The sequence below is a fragment of the Micromonospora sp. NPDC048835 genome, assembly GCF_040649995.1.
In the GTDB taxonomy this organism is placed as follows: domain Bacteria; phylum Actinomycetota; class Actinomycetes; order Mycobacteriales; family Micromonosporaceae; genus Micromonospora.
The window spans coordinates 1-16074 of the sequence record NZ_JBEZGM010000043.1; the positions used below are offsets into that span (position 1 = coordinate 1).

The 16074-nt window shown below is 71.4% G+C and carries 11 protein-coding genes and 2 pseudogenes; 5 read left to right on the forward strand and 8 right to left on the reverse strand.

All coding sequences use genetic code 11. The features are described 5' to 3' along the window. Positions 1-206, forward strand: a pseudogene (locus AB0C15_RS30290) (hypothetical protein); the annotation flags it as partial. A gap of 10 nt (positions 207-216) precedes the next feature. On the opposite strand, the gene AB0C15_RS30295 reads toward AB0C15_RS30290, so the two are convergent. Beyond that, positions 217-753, reverse strand: coding sequence for a hypothetical protein (locus AB0C15_RS30295; protein WP_357357733.1), 537 nt, complete (start codon positions 751-753; stop codon positions 217-219). Beyond that, positions 754-2656: pseudogene (gene dnaG, locus AB0C15_RS30300) on the reverse strand (DNA primase). Positions 2657-2768: 112 nt separating this feature from the next. On the opposite strand from dnaG, the gene AB0C15_RS30305 reads away from it, so the two are divergent. Continuing rightward, the gene (locus tag AB0C15_RS30305) at positions 2769-3974 is read left to right on the forward strand and encodes a low temperature requirement protein A (RefSeq protein WP_357357735.1); all 1206 of its coding nucleotides are present in this window, start codon (positions 2769-2771) and stop codon (positions 3972-3974) included. Between the two features lie 7 nt (positions 3975-3981). Here the strand turns inward: AB0C15_RS30305 and AB0C15_RS30310 are convergent, their stop codons facing one another. The 3 genes from AB0C15_RS30310 to AB0C15_RS30320 are packed head-to-tail and all read right to left on the reverse strand — an operon-like array spanning position 3982 to position 6451. Next, complete coding sequence (locus tag AB0C15_RS30310; RefSeq protein WP_357357737.1) at positions 3982-4830, reverse strand: siderophore-interacting protein; 849 nt, start codon at positions 4828-4830, stop codon at positions 3982-3984. A 15-nt stretch (positions 4831-4845) separates the two neighbouring features. Continuing rightward, entirely contained in the window at positions 4846-6114 is a 1269-nt protein-coding gene (locus AB0C15_RS30315) for a deoxyguanosinetriphosphate triphosphohydrolase (protein WP_357357739.1), read from the reverse strand. Continuing rightward, complete coding sequence (locus AB0C15_RS30320; RefSeq protein WP_357357741.1) at positions 6098-6451, reverse strand: VOC family protein; 354 nt, start codon at positions 6449-6451, stop codon at positions 6098-6100. Before AB0C15_RS30320 ends, AB0C15_RS30315 begins: the two co-directional genes overlap by 17 nt. 252 nt (positions 6452-6703) lie before the next feature. Here AB0C15_RS30320 and AB0C15_RS30325 point away from each other — a divergent pair, with 252 nt between their 5' ends. Further along, complete coding sequence (locus tag AB0C15_RS30325; protein WP_357357743.1) at positions 6704-7204, forward strand: roadblock/LC7 domain-containing protein; 501 nt, start codon at positions 6704-6706, stop codon at positions 7202-7204. 42 nt (positions 7205-7246) lie between these two features. Here AB0C15_RS30325 and ppdK read toward each other — a convergent pair whose 3' ends face one another. After that, positions 7247-9955 (reverse strand): pyruvate, phosphate dikinase, encoded by a 2709-nt coding sequence (ppdK, locus tag AB0C15_RS30330; RefSeq protein WP_357357746.1) that lies wholly within the window; start codon positions 9953-9955, stop codon positions 7247-7249. A gap of 319 nt (positions 9956-10274) precedes the next feature. Between ppdK and AB0C15_RS30335 the strand changes: the two genes are divergently transcribed. Continuing rightward, positions 10275-11915 (forward strand): beta-N-acetylhexosaminidase, encoded by a 1641-nt coding sequence (locus tag AB0C15_RS30335; RefSeq protein ID WP_357357799.1) that lies wholly within the window; start codon positions 10275-10277, stop codon positions 11913-11915. Between the two features lie 464 nt (positions 11916-12379). Then, positions 12380-13042: a C39 family peptidase gene (locus AB0C15_RS30340; RefSeq protein ID WP_357357748.1), complete on the forward strand. Its 663-nt coding sequence runs from the start codon at positions 12380-12382 to the stop codon at positions 13040-13042. A 335-nt stretch (positions 13043-13377) separates the two neighbouring features. Here the strand turns inward: AB0C15_RS30340 and dusB are convergent, their stop codons facing one another. Together dusB and AB0C15_RS30350 are read right to left on the reverse strand one after the other, a co-directional pair. Beyond that, complete coding sequence (gene dusB / locus AB0C15_RS30345) at positions 13378-14550, reverse strand: tRNA dihydrouridine synthase DusB (protein WP_357357750.1); 1173 nt, start codon at positions 14548-14550, stop codon at positions 13378-13380. 51 nt (positions 14551-14601) lie between these two features. After that, complete coding sequence (locus tag AB0C15_RS30350; RefSeq protein ID WP_357357752.1) at positions 14602-15981, reverse strand: glycine--tRNA ligase; 1380 nt, start codon at positions 15979-15981, stop codon at positions 14602-14604. Positions 15982-16074 lie beyond the last annotated feature (93 nt).

The following is a 16074-nucleotide window of genomic DNA, read 5'->3' on the forward strand; positions in this document are numbered from 1 at the left end:
GAACTCAACGCACGGCCACGCCAAACCCTCGACTGGCAGAATCCAGCCGAGGTACTCCACAAACACCTGGTTGCAACCGCCGCTTGAAACCGCCCCAGGCGAACCCGGCGGCCAAGGGGATCTCACTGGAAAAGGCCCGCAGGACGCTGCCGGTGCCGCTGCACCGCGGCGCCCAGAAGGCGTTGCAGGACCTCGGCGCGAACTGACCCGGCCCGGTCAGGTGTCGGCCGGCGCGGTCGCGGCGCGGGCCACACCGACCAGCCGGTCGGTCTCGGCGAGCAGGGTTTCGTCGTCCGCCGGGGTGCCGGGGTCGAGTCGGACCGTCCAGGTCAGACCGTCGACCCCGGCCACGCGCCGGGCCGCGACCCGCGCCGCGCCGCCGGGCACCGGCTGGTGCTCGGTGTACGCGACGGAGCGGGTCACCCGCGCCCGCACCTGGTGCGGCAGCTCCCCCGGGTCGAGCAGCAGGTACGTCTCGGCCGGCCCGTCGGCGACCACCGTGTAGCCGTCCCGCTCGACGACGGGATCGGCGGGGGTGACTGTCAATTCCCGGCCGGACCAGACCGCCTTGAGGATGACGTGCCAGCCGAGTCGGTGCCCCCGGCCGGGCAGCCACAACCCGAGGTTGGTGGCGACCACCACCCCGTCGCCCTCGCCGTTGCCGACAGCGGCCCAGGCCAGCACCCGTTCGTCGGCGGTCAGCGGCGGCCGGTCGGCCGGCGGCAGCTTCGGCTTGCGGCTGAACAGTCCCATCTAGAGGCCTCCCGCAGCCTGCTCGCGCAGCGCCCGGGCGTGCTGCTCCAGGGACAGCAGCTCACCGAAGGCGGCGAAGTACTCGTCCTTGTTGTTGACCGGGTTGATCCGCTGGATGCGTGACTTCAGGTCCCGGACCCGGGCGGTCACCGAACCGAACTGCACCCGGGCCATGGTGATCGACACGTAGCGCGGGTCCGGTTCGCCGTCGATCCGCAGTGGTTCGACGGCCAACTCACCGACAAGCGCCGCGGACGCCAGGTCGTCGCAGGCGTCCCGGACCGACTCGATCCAGACCGCGCCGCCGGTCGCCGACGCGGCACCACCGGCCGCCGCGATGGCCGCGCGCACCGCGACGTGCACCGGGTGGCGGTATTCGGAAGCCTCGACCGCGTCGAACATCGGCCCGGCCAGGACCGGCTGCTGGAGAGCGAGCTTCAGCGCCTCCCGCTCGACCATCGACTGCGGGCTGTCCACTGCCGGCTCGGGGCGGGCTGCGGCCGGCCGGGCCGCCGGGGCGGCGTCGCGGGCGCCGGGCGGCGGGGCGTTGCCGGCCGCGAGCACCGCCCGCTGTACCGGCTCGATCTCCATGCCGAGGTCCATGGCGAGCTTGCGGACGTACTCCGGGCGCTTCTCCCGGTCCTTCAGTCGCGCGACCAGGGGCGCGGCGTGCCGCATGGCCTCGACCCGGCCGTCGACGGTGTCCAGGTCGAAGCGGCCGATCACGTGCCGCAGCGCGAAGTCGACGAGCGGCTCGCGGCGGGCGACCAGGTCACGCACCGCCAGGTCACCCTTGGCCAACCGCAGGTCGCACGGGTCCATGTTGTCCGGGCTGACCGCGATGAACGTGCGCCCGACGAAGCGTTGGTCGTCCTCGAAGGCCCGCAGCGCGGCCTTCTGGCCGGCGGCGTCGCCGTCGAAGGTGAAGATGATCTCGCCGGCCACCTCGTCGCTGTCGAACAGGAGCCGACGCAGGACCGAGATGTGGTCGGCGGCGAAGGCGGTGCCGCAGGTCGCCACCGCCGTGGTCACCCCGGCCAGGTGGCAGGCCATCACGTCGGTGTAACCCTCGACGATCACCGCCCGCCCCTGCTTGGCGATCTCCCGCTTGGCCTGGTCGATGCCGTAGAGCACCTGCGACTTCTTGTAGATCGGCGTCTCGGGGGTGTTCAGGTACTTCGGGCCGTCGTCGTCGTCGAAGAGCTTGCGCGCGCCGAAACCGATCACGTCGCCGGCGAGGTCGCGGATCGGCCAGAGCAGCCGGCGGCGGAACCTGTCGATCAGCGAGCCGGAGCGGGCCTCCCGGGACAGCCCGGCGGTGACCAGCTCCTGGTGGGTGAAGCCCTGCTGGCGCAGGTGCTTGGTGAGCAGGTCCCAGCCCTCCGGCGCGAAGCCGCAGCCGTAGCGCTCGGCGGCGGCCCGGTCGAAGCCCCGCCGCGCCAGGAACTCCCGTGCCGGCCGGGCCCCGGCGGTGCTCAACTGCGCCCGGTAGAACTCGACGGCGGCGGCGTGCGCGGCGACCAGGCGCTGCCGCTGACCCTGCTGCGGGCGGGGGCGCGGGGTGCCCTTGTCGTCCTCGATGTAGCGCAGTTGGATGCCGGCACGGCCGGCCAGCCGCTCAACGGACTCCACGAAGCTGAGGTGGTCGGCGTCCATCAGGAACTTGATCGCGTCCCCGCCGGCCCCGCAGCCGAAGCAGTACCAGACGTTGCGGGCCGGAGACACGTTGAACGACGGGCTCTTCTCGTCATGGAACGGGCACAGGCCTTTGAGGTTGCCGCCGCCGGCGGACTTCAGGGTGACCGTCTCGGAGATCACATCCCCGATCGAGGTGCGTTCCCGGACCAGTGCGATGTCCTCGTCCCGGATCCGCCCAGCCATTCGCCACCCCCTCGCCGTACATCCTGCCCTGCCGGGCCGACGACACGCCGGCCGGGGGACGCCGGTGTGGCGACGACCGCTGCCGGCTGCGCGATTCCGGCCCGGGAGCCGGGCCCGCCGGGGACCATGACCAGATGCGCAGGGTACGGACCGAGGCCACCCACCTGCCCCGATGGCTGGCACGGTGGTTGGGGATCGGTGGCCAGACCCCGCAGACGGACGAGGCAGGTCACCGGCACGCCACCTGGCTGGAGCTCTTCCTCGACCTCATCTTCGTGTACGCCCTGGCCGCGGTGGTGGCCCGCCTCGGCGACGACACCACCCCGTCGCCGGGCGCCGTGCTGGCCGTGATCGGGCTCTTCGTGGTGCTCCAGTGGGCCTGGATCGGGCAGGTCTACTACGACACCCGCTTCGACCCGGACGACGTGCTGCACCGGATGCTCGTGCTCGTCGCGTTGATCGGCGCGGGCGCGATGACGCTCGGCGTCGACGAGGTCCCGGAGAGCGTGCTCCTGCCCATCGGGTACCTGATCGTGCGGGGTGTGCTGCTCCTGCTGTACCTGCGCGCCCGTCCCAGCAGCCCGATGGCCCGGACGGTGACGACGGTCTACCTGATCGGCTTCGGGTCGGGCTGGTTGATCTGGTTGGTGTCGCTCACCGTGCCCGCCGAACTGCGGCCCGTCCTGTGGATCGTCGCGATGGTCATCGAACTGTCCACGCCCTGGGTCGGAATCCGTTGGCTGAACCGCTGGCCGGTGGACAACAGGCACCTGCCGGAACGGATCGGCCAGTTCACCATCATCGTGCTGGGCAGCGCGCTGGCCAGCCTGCTCTTCGCCGTGCCGGACCATCCCCCGCCACACATGATCCTCACCGCCGCGTTGGCCTTCCTGATCCCGGCGGCCGTGTGGTGGGTCTACACCACGTTCGTCACCACCCGTCTGCTCCAGCGCCGGCTACGCGGCGGGCAGGCGTACAGCTATCTGCACATCCCGCTCGGCGGTGCGCTGCTGCTGCTCGGGTGGGCGCTCGGGCAGGTGGTCCGGCTCGTCGACGACAACGCCAACCACCTGCCGCTCGAGTTGCGGCTGCTGCTCGGCGCGTCGATGGTGATCTGGACGCTCTGTGGTCTCGCCCTCTACTGGCTCTGGGCCCGGCCGAGCCGCGCCCGGTTGGCGATCGCCGTCTACGGGGTGGCCTCGGTCTCGCTGATCACCGCGACGGTGCACCAACCACGGCTGATGCTGTCGCTGCTCTCCCTGGCGGTCGTCGGGTACGCCGTCCTGGTCAGCAGGCGACTGACCAAGGCCGGCGCGGCGAACCAGAACCTCGAGGGATGACCGCCGGTCAGGCCGCCGCGGCAGGCTCCGGGACGGCTACCTCCTCGGCCGCGACCTGCTGGTTCCAGTCGGCCTTGGTGGACCGCCAACCCTCGTCGTCCATGCCGCGCCGCCAGTAGCCGGAGATGGAGAGCCGGTCGAGCGGTACGCCCCGCTCGCCGCGCAGAAACCGGCGCAACTCCCGGACGAAGGCCGCCTCGCCGTGCACGAACGCGTGCACCTGGCCGGCCGGGAACTCCAGCGCCCGCACCGCGGCGACGAGCGCCTCGCCCACCGGGCGTGCGCCACGGTGCAGCCAGGTCAGCTCCACTGCCCCGGGGCTGAGCAGCTTCTGCTCCTCGGCCGGGTCGGCGATCTCCACGAAGACGTGCGCCGGCGCACCGAGTGGCAGCCGCTCCAGTGCGGCGGCGATCGCCGGCAGGGCGCTCTCGTCACCGACGAGCAGGTGCCAGTCCGCGTTCGGGTCCGGGGCGTACGCACCGCCGGGCCCGACGAAGTGCACCGGGTCGCCTGGGCGCAACGCGGCGGCCCACGGCCCGGCCAACCCCTCGTCGCCGTGGTGCACCACGTCGACGGTCAGCTCCCCGGCCAGCGGGTCCCAGCGCCGCACCGTGTAGGCGCGCTGTCGGGGCCACTGCTCCCGAGGGAGGTCGCGGCGGATCGCGGCGAGGTCCAACGGCTGCGGGTACGCGACCCCCGGCTGCGGGAAGAGCACCTTGATGTAGTGGTCGGTGAACTCGCCCACCGGCAGACCGACAAGCTCGTCCCCACCGAGGACGAGGCGGATGAGGTGCGGGGTGGGCCGCTCGGTGCGCAGCACCCGGGCCGAGGTGACGTTCCTGGGGCGTTCCGTCATGCCAGTTAGGTTAGCCTAAGCTGTCGCGTCGTCGGTGCCGGGTGCGCCGGCACCGACCAGGCGGGTGTGCCAGGTCACCGCCGCCGGGTCGGTGAGCGAGGCGACCTGGTCGATGACCACCCGCAGTCTGGCCGCGTCGTCCGCGGCGGCCCGCCACAGCGGGGCGAAGATCGGGTCGAGCCCCTCCGGGGCGCGTCGGACCAGCGCGGCCACCAACTCGGCGAGCATGGCCCGCTGCCGCTCGTAGCGACCCCGGAAGCCGCTGCGACGCATCACGTACCGCAGCGCGATGCCCTTGAGCAGGGCGCACTGCGCCCGGACCAGGCGGGGCACCACGAGATCGGCGCCATAGCGGCGGTGCGGGCCCGGCCCGAAGCGCTCCTCCGTGGCAGCCACCGCCGCCGACACGAACAGCCCGGTCACCCCGCTGGTGGTGGCCTTCAACGCGACCTGCGCGCGGTGGCTGCCGTCGTACCCGGCCAACGGGGCGAGCAGCGGGCCGGCCAGCAGGTCGACGAGCACCTCGGCGAGGTCCCTCGCCGACTCCCCGGAGTAGGCGGCGGCCACGTCGGCGCAGAGCGCGGCGCGCTCGTCGGCGTCGGTGAGCAGCGGGTGCAACGTGACGTAGCCGCCGTGGATGCCGTCCTCCACGTCGTGCACCGAGTACGCGACGTCGTCGGCCCAGTCCATCACCTGGGCCTCCAGGCAGCGCCGGTCGCCGGGCGCGCCGTCCCGGATCCAGTCGAAGACGGCCGCGTCGTCGGCGTACACCCCGAACTTGCGCTCCCCCGGCCGGCGCGGCCAGGGGTACTTACCGATCGCGTCGAGCGACGCCCGGGTCAGGTTCAACCCGGCCGACGAGCCGTCCGGGGCGAGCACCTTCGCCTCCAGCCGGGTCAACACCCGCAGGGTCTGCGCGTTGCCCTCGAAGCCACCGCACGGCGTGGCGAGCAAATCCAGGGCGGCCTCACCGTTGTGCCCGAACGGCGGGTGCCCCAGGTCGTGCGCCAGCCCCGCGACGTCCACCACGTCCGGGTCGCAGCCCAGCCGGGCGCCCATCTCCCGGGCGATCTGGGCCACCTCGAGCGAGTGGGTCAGCCGGGTACGCAGGAAGTCGTCGGTGCCGGCGGTGTGCACCTGAGTCTTGGTGGCCAGCCGCCGGAACGCCGCGGAGTGCAGCACCCGGGCCCGGTCCCGCTCGTACGGTGAACGGCGGTGCCCGGTGTCCTTGGGCGGCTCCTCGACCAGCCGGGCCGCCGCCCCCCTGTCACTCCTCGCGCTCACGGAGCACGCAGAACTCGTTGCCCTCCGGGTCGGCCAGCACCGTCCACTCGACGTCACCCTGACCGACGTCGACGTGCCGGGCGCCCATGTCGACCAGGCGCTCGACCTCGGCCTCCCGGTCGGCGGGACGCAGGTCGATGTGCAGCCGGTTCTTGCGGTCCTTGGCGTCGGTCACGGGCACGAAGACCAGGCCGGGCAGGCGGTCGGCGGACTGGCGGATCTCCACCTCGTCGGGCCGCTCGGTGACGATCTGATAGCCGAGCGCCTCGGCCCACCAACGGGCCAGTCGGGCCGGATCGCGGGCGTCGACAGTCAGGTTCTCCCAGACACTGGTCATGCAGTCACCTCTTCCCGTTCGACGCGGCGCCGAATCGGCCGTGTGCGAGCGAGAAAAGATTACGCCCGCCACCACTGCACGACCCGCCCACGACGCATCGACGACTGGCACACAACCACCGATCGGCCCCCAGTTGCCAACCGATCGCCGAGGGTTACGGGCTCGCGGCCGGAAGTGGCCACCTGTAGCGTTCCCAGCGCGGAACGTGACCAGCCGACTGACACAGAGCCCGACCGGTGAGGGGTAACGCTCGTGGACGCAGACACGGTGATGGGAACGGAGCTACGCGGGCTGCGCCAACGCCGACCCGACATCGCTGGTGCGGTGCTTGCCGGCACCGACGGGTTGCTCATCTCCAGTGACCTGCCCAGCACCGACGCCACCCACCTGGCCGCGCTCGCCGCCGCGAGTTTCGGGCTCGGCCACCGGGTCGCCGACACCGTCGGGCAGGGTGAGTTCCGGCAGTCGGTCGTCTGCACCACCGCCGGTTGCGTGGTGACCTACCCGGCCGGGCGCAGCGCCCTGCTGACCCTCGTCACCGGCTCGGCGGCGGGCGACCTGGAGGCGCTGCACGAGGAGGCGCGGGTGGTGGCCCGTCGGGCGGGCTCGTTCCTCGACGTGCGCGGCGGAGGCATCGGCGCGACCTCGGTGCCCGACGCGCACGCTCCACTCGCGACGCGTACCCCGATGGCGACCCTGCCGACGCAGTTGCGCCGCTCGTCCCGACCCACCTGGCGTCGTCCACCGATCTGATCGCCGGCGGCGGCCTGGTGACCGGGCCGCCGCCGGCGTACGTCAGCGGCTGTCCGACCCGCCGCTCTCCACGACGGCCCGACCGGCCTCCAGCCGTGCCACCGGCACCCGGAACGGCGAGCAGGACACGTAGTCCAGGCCGACCTCGTGGAAGAAGTGCACCGAATCCGGGTCGCCACCGTGCTCACCGCAGATGCCGAGCTTCAGACCGGGCCGGGCGGCACGACCCTCCTCGGCGGCGATCCGCACCAGCCGGCCGACGCCGTCGCGGTCCATCGACTCGAACGGCGAGATGCCGAAGATGCCCAGTTCCAGGTAGCGCCAGAAGAACGCGCCCTCGACGTCGTCGCGGGAGAAGCCCCAGCCCATCTGGGTCAGGTCGTTGGTGCCGAAGGAGAAGAACTCGGCGGCCTCGGCGATCTGCCCGGCGGTCAGCGCCGCCCGGGGCACCTCGATCATGGTGCCGATCAGCACCTCGACGCCGCTGTCCCCGACCACCTCGGCGATGATCTTCTCGGCCTCGGCGCGTACCGTCTCCAGCTCCTGCACTGCGCCGACCAGCGGGACCATGATCTCCGGGCGGGCGGTGCCACCCGCGCGGGTGACCGCGACGGCCGCCTCGGCGATGGCCCGGACCTGCATGGCGAACAGGCCGGGGATGACCAGGCCGAGGCGTACGCCCCGCAGCCCGAGCATCGGGTTCTCCTCGTGCATCCGCCGGACGGCGGCGAGCAGCGCCTCCTCCTTGGCGACGTCCTCGCCGCGTTCCTGTGCGACCGCCACGTTGACGGCGAGCTGTTCGAGTGGCGGCAGGAACTCGTGCAACGGCGGGTCGATGAGCCGGACGGTGACCGGCAGGCCGTCCATCTCGCGGAAGATCTCCTCGAAGTCGGCCCGCTGCAACGGCAGCAACGCCCCCAGGGCCGCCTCCCGCTCACCCTCGGCCCGGGCCAGGATCAGCCGCTCGACCAGCTCCCGCCGGTCACCGAGGAACATGTGCTCGGTGCGGCACAGCCCGATGCCCTCGGCGCCGAAGCGCCGGGCCCGGGCGGCGTCCGCGCCGGTGTCGGCGTTCGTGCGGACCGCCAGCCGCCGCTTCCCGTCGGCGTGCGTCATGATCCGGTGTACGGCCCGAACCAGCGCGTTGTCGACGTGCTCGGGATCGAGGCTGCCCTCGAAGTACTGCACGACCTCCGACGGCATGACCGGCACCTCCCCGAGGTAGACCTTGCCGGTGGTGCCGTCGATGGAGACGACGTCGCCCTCGCCGATGGTCTGCCCGGCCACGGTGAACCGCTTCGCGGGCACGTTCACCTCGATCTCGTCGGCACCGGAGACACAGGTCTTGCCCATGCCCCGGGCCACCACCGCGGCGTGGCTGGTCTTGCCGCCGCGCGAGGTGAGGATGCCCTTCGCGGCGATCATGCCGTTCAGGTCGTCCGGGTTGGTCTCCCGACGAACGAGGATCACCGACTCCCCCTCGGCGGCCAGCTCGACGGCCCGCGCGGAGGTGAAGACGACCGTGCCGGACGCCGCGCCGGGCGAGGCCCCGATGCCCTTGGCGACCGCCTCGAACTCGTGGTCGAGCTGGAAGCGCGGGAACATGAGCTGGGCCAGTTGCGCGCCGTTGACCCGGTGCAGCGCCTCGTCCAGGTCGATCAGACCCTCGTCGACGAGTTGGCCGGCGATGACGAACGCGGCGGCGGCGGTGCGCTTGCCGACCCGGGTCTGCAACATCCACAGCTTGCCGCGTTCGATGGTGAACTCGATGTCGCAGAGGTCCCTGTAGTGCTCCTCCAGCCGGGCCATGATGCCGAGCAGCTCGTCGTAGGAGGACTTGTCGAGCTGCTCCAACTCCTGCAACGGCACCGTGTTGCGGATGCCGGCGACCACGTCCTCGCCCTGGGCGTTGGCCAGGTAGTCGCCGTAGATGCCCTGCGCGCCGCTGCTCGGGTCGCGGGTGAACGCGACCCCGGTGCCGGAGTCGGGCCCGAGGTTGCCGAAGACCATGGTCACCACGTTGACCGCGGTGCCGAGGTCGGCCGGGATCCGCTCCTGGCGACGGTAGAGCACGGCGCGCTCGGCGTTCCACGAGTCGAAGACCGCGCGAATGGCCAGGTCGAGCTGTTCGCGTGGCTGCTGCGGGAACTCCCGACCGGTGTGCTTCAAGAAGATCTTCTTGTACGCGTCGACGAGCCCACGCAGGTCGTCGGCGTCCAGATCCAGGTCGTCGTGGGTGCCCTTGGCGTGCTTGGCCCCGTCGAGCGCGTGCTCGAACTCCTCGCCCGGCACCTCGCAGACGGTCTTGCCGAACATCTGGATGAGTCGCCGGTAGGAGTCCCAGGCGAACCTGTCGTTCTGTCCGGCCTGGGCGGAGAGCCCCTCCACGCTCTGGTCGTTGAGACCGACGTTGAGGACGGTCTCCATCATGCCGGGCATGGAGAACTTGGCGCCGGAGCGGACGGACACCAGCAGGGGGTCCTGCGGGTCACCGAGGCGTTTGCCCATCGCCCGCTCCAGCGATTCCAGGTGCGCCTCGATCTGGCCGGCGAGCCCGTCCGGCTCCTGTCCCGTCGCGAGGTACGCCTGGCACGCCTCGGTGCTGATGGTGAAGCCGGGCGGGACGGGCAGGCCCAGGTTGGTCATCTCGGCGAGGTTCGCCCCCTTGCCGCCGAGCAGCTCCTTGAGATCCTTGTTGCCCTCGGAGAAGTCGTAGACGTACTTGTGATCGACGGTCTCTTGCGCTGCCACCAGAGCCTCCACAACACACGCCGGCTGGACACTTAACGAAGGTTCAGTTTTCTTGGGCGAAGGTTAAGCGAACATCGAGCACCCTGGGACTGTTCGGTGACAATTGGCACAGCCATCCCGACTATCCGTGTTCGTACCGGTTTTTGGGAACGCTTCCACGCACACCATCACGCATGCCGGCCGAGCGTCGTACGCTTGACGCCACGCCAGCCGGTGAACCTCACTTTTGCCATAACCGACGCGAATACACCCCCTCGGAGTCGCCGCCGTGTCGACCACCTCCTCCCCCGGCCCCACCGCCGTCCCCGCGACCGGCGAGGTGCCGCTGCCGACCCGCGAACCGGAGGTGGCCGCGCTGGCCCGGGCGGCCGAGCAGTCGGCCGGCGACCTGCTCGCCCCGTCGGCCCCGCACCGGCTGGCCGACGTCGTCCCCGCCCCGCACCAGGTCCAGCCGGACCCGACCGGGGACTGGGTGCTCCCGGCTGAAGCGGTGATCGTGGCCAGCGCCCAGCCCGCCGCGCTTGCGGTCGCCGAGCAGCTCGCCCAGCTCCTACGGCCGGCCACCGGCTACCCGCTGCCGGTCACCGACGCCACCACGCCGGAGCCCGCCGGTGGCATCGCGCTGGTGCTCGAGGCCACCGCCGACCTCGGCGCGGAGGGCTACCGGCTGGACATCACCACCGATGGGGTACGCGTCACCGCCGCCACCGGCGCCGGCCTCTTCTACGGCGTCCAGACCCTGCGCCAGTTGCTGCCGGCGGCGATCGAGAGCCCCGAGCCGGTCGCCGAGCGCTGGGCGCTGCCCGGCGGGACCATCACCGACGCACCCCGCTTCCCCTACCGGGGCGCGATGCTCGACGTGGCGCGGCACTTCTTCGCCGTCCCGGACGTGCTGCGGGTGATCGACCACCTGGCCCGCTACAAGCTCAACCACCTGCACCTGCACCTCACCGACGACCAGGGTTGGCGGATCGCCGTCGACTCCTGGCCGAAGCTGACCACCGTCGGCGGGGCGACCGAGGTCGGCGGCGGCCCCGGCGGGTTCTACCCGAAGGCCGACTACGCGCGGATCGTCTCCTACGCGGCCGCCCGCCACATCACCGTCGTCCCGGAGATCGACCTCCCGGGGCACACCAACTCGGCGCTTGTCGCGTACCCGGAGCTGGCACCGGACAAGACGGCGCCGCCGCCGTACACCGGCACCGAGGTCGGCTTCAGCTACGTCGACCCGGCCGACGAGCGGACGTACGACTTCGTGGCCGACGTGTTGGGCGAGGTGGCCGCGCTCACCCCCGGCCCCTGGCTGCACATCGGCGGCGACGAGGCGTTCAAGGTGAAGGGCGAGGTCTACACCGGTTTCGTCGAGCGGGTCCAGCGCATCGTGGCCGACCTCGGCAAGACCGTCGTCGGCTGGCACCAGCTCGCACCCGCCGCCCACCTCGACGGGCGGGTGCTGCAGTGGTGGGGCACGAACGGCGAAGACCCCACCACCGTCGACGCCGTACGACGGGGCGCCCGGCTGGTCGTCTCCCCCGGCAACCACGCCTACCTGGACATGAAGTACGCCCCGGACACCCCGATCGGGCACGACTGGGCCGGCCTCATCGACGTACGAAAGGCCTACGACTGGGATCCGGGCACACACGTCGTCGGCGTACCCGCCGAGGCTGTGCTCGGTGTGGAGGCCCCACTCTGGACCGAATCGGTCACCTCGCTTGCCGACATCGAACTCCTGCTCCTGCCCCGCCTCCCGGCCATCGCCGAACTGGGCTGGTCACCCCGGGCAAGCCACGACTGGGCCAGCTTCCGCGACCGCCTGGCCGGCCAGGGCCCGCGCTGGACGACGGCCGGCATCACCTTCCACCGCGCGCCCGAGATCCCCTGGTCGACCACGCCGACCATCCCCACGCAGCGCAACGTTCCCCAGCCCGACACCGCCACCCACCTGACCCCCGAGTAGAGCGGTCCACCCGGCCCCTGCCCCCGGGCTCCGGGCCGGTCGGGGGTGCCCGAACGGGGCAGACCGCCGTGATCCACTCGGGTTTCATGAAGTCGGGGTATCCCCGGCGCTGGGACACCGCGATTTCCGTGAGCCCGAGTCGATCAGGCCATTCTGGTCGCCGGTGTCCGGTTGTCAGGTGGGTGCCTTGTCCGGTTTGACCGCGGCTGTCGGGTGGTCGGGGCCACCCCGGCGGTGGAATCGGGGGCCGGCCGGGGTCGTTATACCTGGCATGCCACCGCGACCGTCGGGTCGTGGGGCGCGGCAGCCGCCGGGAACACCTGGCAGGCCGCCCCGGTTACATCCCCCGCAACGCCCGAGCAGGTCCCCCCGGGATCGCCGACGTTGCCCCGTGAACTTTCCCCGCACGGCCGCACCCCCCGAGGTTGTGTGTGGGCACCCCCGATGCAGAGGAGCACGCCATCATGCGTACCGATCTGATCCGTAAGACCGCCCTGACCGCCGCCGGCCTCGCGTTCACCGGCGGCGCCATCGCCGGCCCCGTCACCACCGCCTTCGCCGCCCCCACCACCGGCAAGCCGGCCACCCAGACCCAGACCGACCGCAAGGGCCACGGCGAGCGCGAGCTCGGTGTGCGCTACGAGGCGCAGCCGAACTTCTACTACTGCGGCCCCGCCGCCACCCGTAACGCCCTGAGTGTGCAGGGTAAGAACATCAACGTCGATGACATGGCCAAGGAGATGGGCACCACCGAGGCCGGCACCAACTCCATCAACGACATCACCCCCGTGCTGAACAAGGAAACCGGCAAGAACGACGCCTACCGGTCGGTCGAGATCAGCACCCCCGCCGCCAACACCAAGCAGACCGACACCCTGCGCGCCGACATCGTCAAGACCGTCGACGACGGCCGGGCCGTGGTCGCGAACATCGCCGGCACCAGCGTCGACACCGACGGCGGCGTGCACTCCTACGAGGGCGGGCACTACATCAGCGTCGTCGGCTACCGCGACAACGGCAACACGGTGAAGATCGCCGACTCCGCCGACCCGAACACCGCCTCCTACTGGATCAGCGTCGAGCACCTCGCGGACTGGATCGCCACCCGCGGCTACGCCACCAGCTGACCCACCGCACCACGACGAAGGGCCGGACCCCACCACGGGGTCCGGCCCTTCGGCATGACCGGGTCACTGTCCAGAGCACAGAAGGCCCACCCCACTGACCGCGTCACGGGTCCTTTGGAGCTGATGTCGTAAACGAATCCGGGCCGAGCGGGCCGAGCGAGCCGAGCGAGCCGAGCGAGCCGAGCGAGCCGAGCGAGCCGAGCGAGCCGAGCGAGCGGGCGATTCGTTCACGACATCAGCTCGAAAGGGCTTCGAACTCAGATGCCCAGCCTCCGCGCCGAGGCCGCGTTCGGAAGGGACGTTCGCGGGGCGTCTCTGCTCGACGGGCCGACGGCTCAGCCGCCGGAGTCGTCCATCTCGGCACCCTCGGGGACCGTGTCGTCGTCGCGGCTGGCGAGCCAGCCGTCCGGCAGGGCGACCTTGCCCGGCGAGTTGGTGCGCCCGCGCGGCTGACCCAGCGCGGTCACCGGGAACGGCTCCGCCGGGTCGAGCTTGCCGAGCAGGTCGTCGAGCTGGGCCAGGCTTTCGATCATCGCCAGCGAGCGACGCAGCTCGCCGCCGACCGGAAAGCCCTTGAGGTACCAGGCGACGTGCTTGCGGAAGTCGGTGCAGCCGTCGCGTTCGCCCCGGGCCGGGTTGCGGGCGCCGGCGGTGAACTGGTCGACGAGCAGCTCGGCGTGCCGGCGCATGGTCACCGCCACCTCGCCGAGGGTGGGCAGCCGCCGTTCCGGCCGACCGTTGAAGGCGGCCTCCAGGTCGGCGAAGAGCCACGGTCGGCCCAGGCAGCCGCGCCCGACGACCACGCCGTCGACGCCGGTGTGGGCCACCATGCGCAGGGCGTCGTGGGCCTCCCAGATGTCGCCGTTGCCGAGCACCGGCACGTCGAGGGCCTGCTTCAGGGTGGCGATGGCGTCCCAGTCGGCGGTGCCCGAGTAGCGCTGCGACGCCGTCCGCCCGTGCAGGGCCACCGCGGCCACGCCGGCCTCCTGGGCGGCGAGGCCGGCTTCGACGTACGTCAGGTGGTCGTCGTCGATGCCCTTGCGCATCTTGACCGTGACCGGCACCCCGGAGGGTGCCGCGGCGTCCACGGCGGCCTTCACCAGCCGGGCGAAGAGCCGGCGCCGCCACGGTAGCGCCGCGCCGCCGCCCCGCCTGGTGACCTTGGGGACCGGGCAGCCGAAGTTGAGGTCGATGTGATCGGCCAGGTCGCGCTCGACGACGATGCGCACGGCGGCGGCGGTGACCTCCGGGTCGGTGCCGTAGAGCTGGAGGCTGCGGGGCTTCTCGTCGTCGCCGAACGCGATCATCCGCAGGGTCTTCGGGTTGCGCTCGACGAGCGCCCGAGTGGTGATCATCTCGCAGACGTAGATGCCGCCGCCCTGCTCCCGGCAGAGCCGTCGGAAACCGACGTTGGTGATCCCGGCCATCGGGGCGAGCACGACCGGCGGCCACACCTGGTGGGGGCCGAGGGTCAACGGGCGCAGCGCGGGCAGGGTCGGGGCGGTCACCGCCCAAGTGTACGGGGCCCCGACTGACCAGTCGGGGCCCCGTGACCTGCGTCAGCAGCCGGGAAGGCGCTCGATCAGGTACCGCTCGACCTGGTCCAGGGAGACCCGCTCCTGGGCCATGGTGTCCCGGTTGCGGACCGTCACCGCGTTGTCGTCCAGGGTGTCGAAGTCGACGGTGACGCAGAACGGGGTGCCGATCTCGTCCTGCCGACGGTAGCGGCGGCCAATCGCCTGCGAGTCGTCGAACTCCACCACCCAGCGCTTGCGCAGCAGCGTCGCCAGGTCCTTGGCCTTGGGCGACAGCGCCTCGTTGCGGGACAGCGGCAGCACCGCCACCTTGACCGGGGCGAGCCGCGGGTCGAAGCGCATGACGGTGCGCTTGTCCACGCCGCCCTTGGTGTTCGGCGCCTCGTCCTCGTCGTACGCCTCGAGCAGGAAGGCGAGCACCGCGCGGGTCAGACCGGCGGCCGGCTCGATGACGTACGGCATCCAGCGCTCACTCTTGCCCTGGTCGAAGTACGACAGGTCGACGCCGGAGTGCTTGCTGTGCGTGGAGAGGTCGAAGTCGGTGCGGTTGGCGACACCCTCCAGCTCGGCGAACTCGCTGCCGCCGAACTGGAAGCGGTACTCGATGTCCACCGTCCGCTTCGAGTAGTGCGACAGCTTCTCCTTGGGGTGCTCGTACAGACGCAGATTGTCCGCCGACAGGCCGAGGTCGAGGTACCAGTTCCAGCGCTCCTGGAGCCAGTACTCGTGCCACTGCTCGTCGGTGCCCGGCTCGACGAAGAACTCCATCTCCATCTGCTCGAACTCACGGGTCCGGAAGATGAAGTTGCCCGGGGTGATCTCGTTGCGGAACGACTTGCCGGTCTGCGCGATGCCGAACGGGGGCTTCTTGCGGGCGACGGTCTCGACGTTCTTGTAGTTGACGAAGATGCCCTGCGCGGTCTCCGGGCGCAGGTAGTGCAGCCCTTCGTCGCTCTCCACCGGGCCCAGGTAGGTCTTCATCAGGCCGTTGAACATCTTCGGCTCGGTGAAGGTGCCCTTGTTGCCGCAGTTGGGGCAGTTCAGCTCGGCCAGGGAGGTCAGCGGCTTGCCGTGCTTCTCGGCGTACGCCTCCTCCAGGTGGTCCGCGCGGAACCGCTTGTGACAGAACTGGCACTCGGTCAGCGGGTCGACGAACTCGGCGATGTGGCCGGATGCCTCCCACACCTTGCGGGCCAGGATGACCGCGGAGTCCAGGCCGACGACGTCGTCGCGCTGCTGGACCATGGTCTTCCACCACTGCCGGCGGACGTTCTCCTTGAGCTCCACGCCGAGCGGGCCGTAGTCCCACGCCGATCGGGTGCCCCCGTAGATCTCACTGGAGGGGAAGACGAAGCCTCGGCGCTTGGCGAGGCTGACGACGGCGTCGATACGGTCGGCTGGCATGTTTCCTCCTACGCCGGCTGGCGGTCGGCGGGGGCGAGATGTGGATGGAACGGTCGGTTCGGGACAACGGTACGACCACTGCCGCCCCGAGCC

Excerpts from the sequence above, each read along its gene's own strand:
- AB0C15_RS30320 (WP_357357741.1), bottom strand. The coding sequence starts at position 6,451 with ATGACCAGTGTCTGGGAGAACCTGACTGTCGACGCCCGCGATCCGGCC.
- AB0C15_RS30340 (WP_357357748.1), top strand. The coding sequence starts at position 12,380 with ATGCGTACCGATCTGATCCGTAAGACCGCCCTGACCGCCGCCGGCCTC.
- AB0C15_RS30350 (WP_357357752.1), bottom strand. The coding sequence starts at position 15,981 with ATGCCAGCCGACCGTATCGACGCCGTCGTCAGCCTCGCCAAGCGCCGA.
- AB0C15_RS30310 (WP_357357737.1), bottom strand. The coding sequence starts at position 4,830 with ATGACGGAACGCCCCAGGAACGTCACCTCGGCCCGGGTGCTGCGCACC.
- AB0C15_RS30305 (WP_357357735.1), top strand. The coding sequence starts at position 2,769 with ATGCGCAGGGTACGGACCGAGGCCACCCACCTGCCCCGATGGCTGGCA.
- AB0C15_RS30295 (WP_357357733.1), bottom strand. The coding sequence starts at position 753 with ATGGGACTGTTCAGCCGCAAGCCGAAGCTGCCGCCGGCCGACCGGCCG.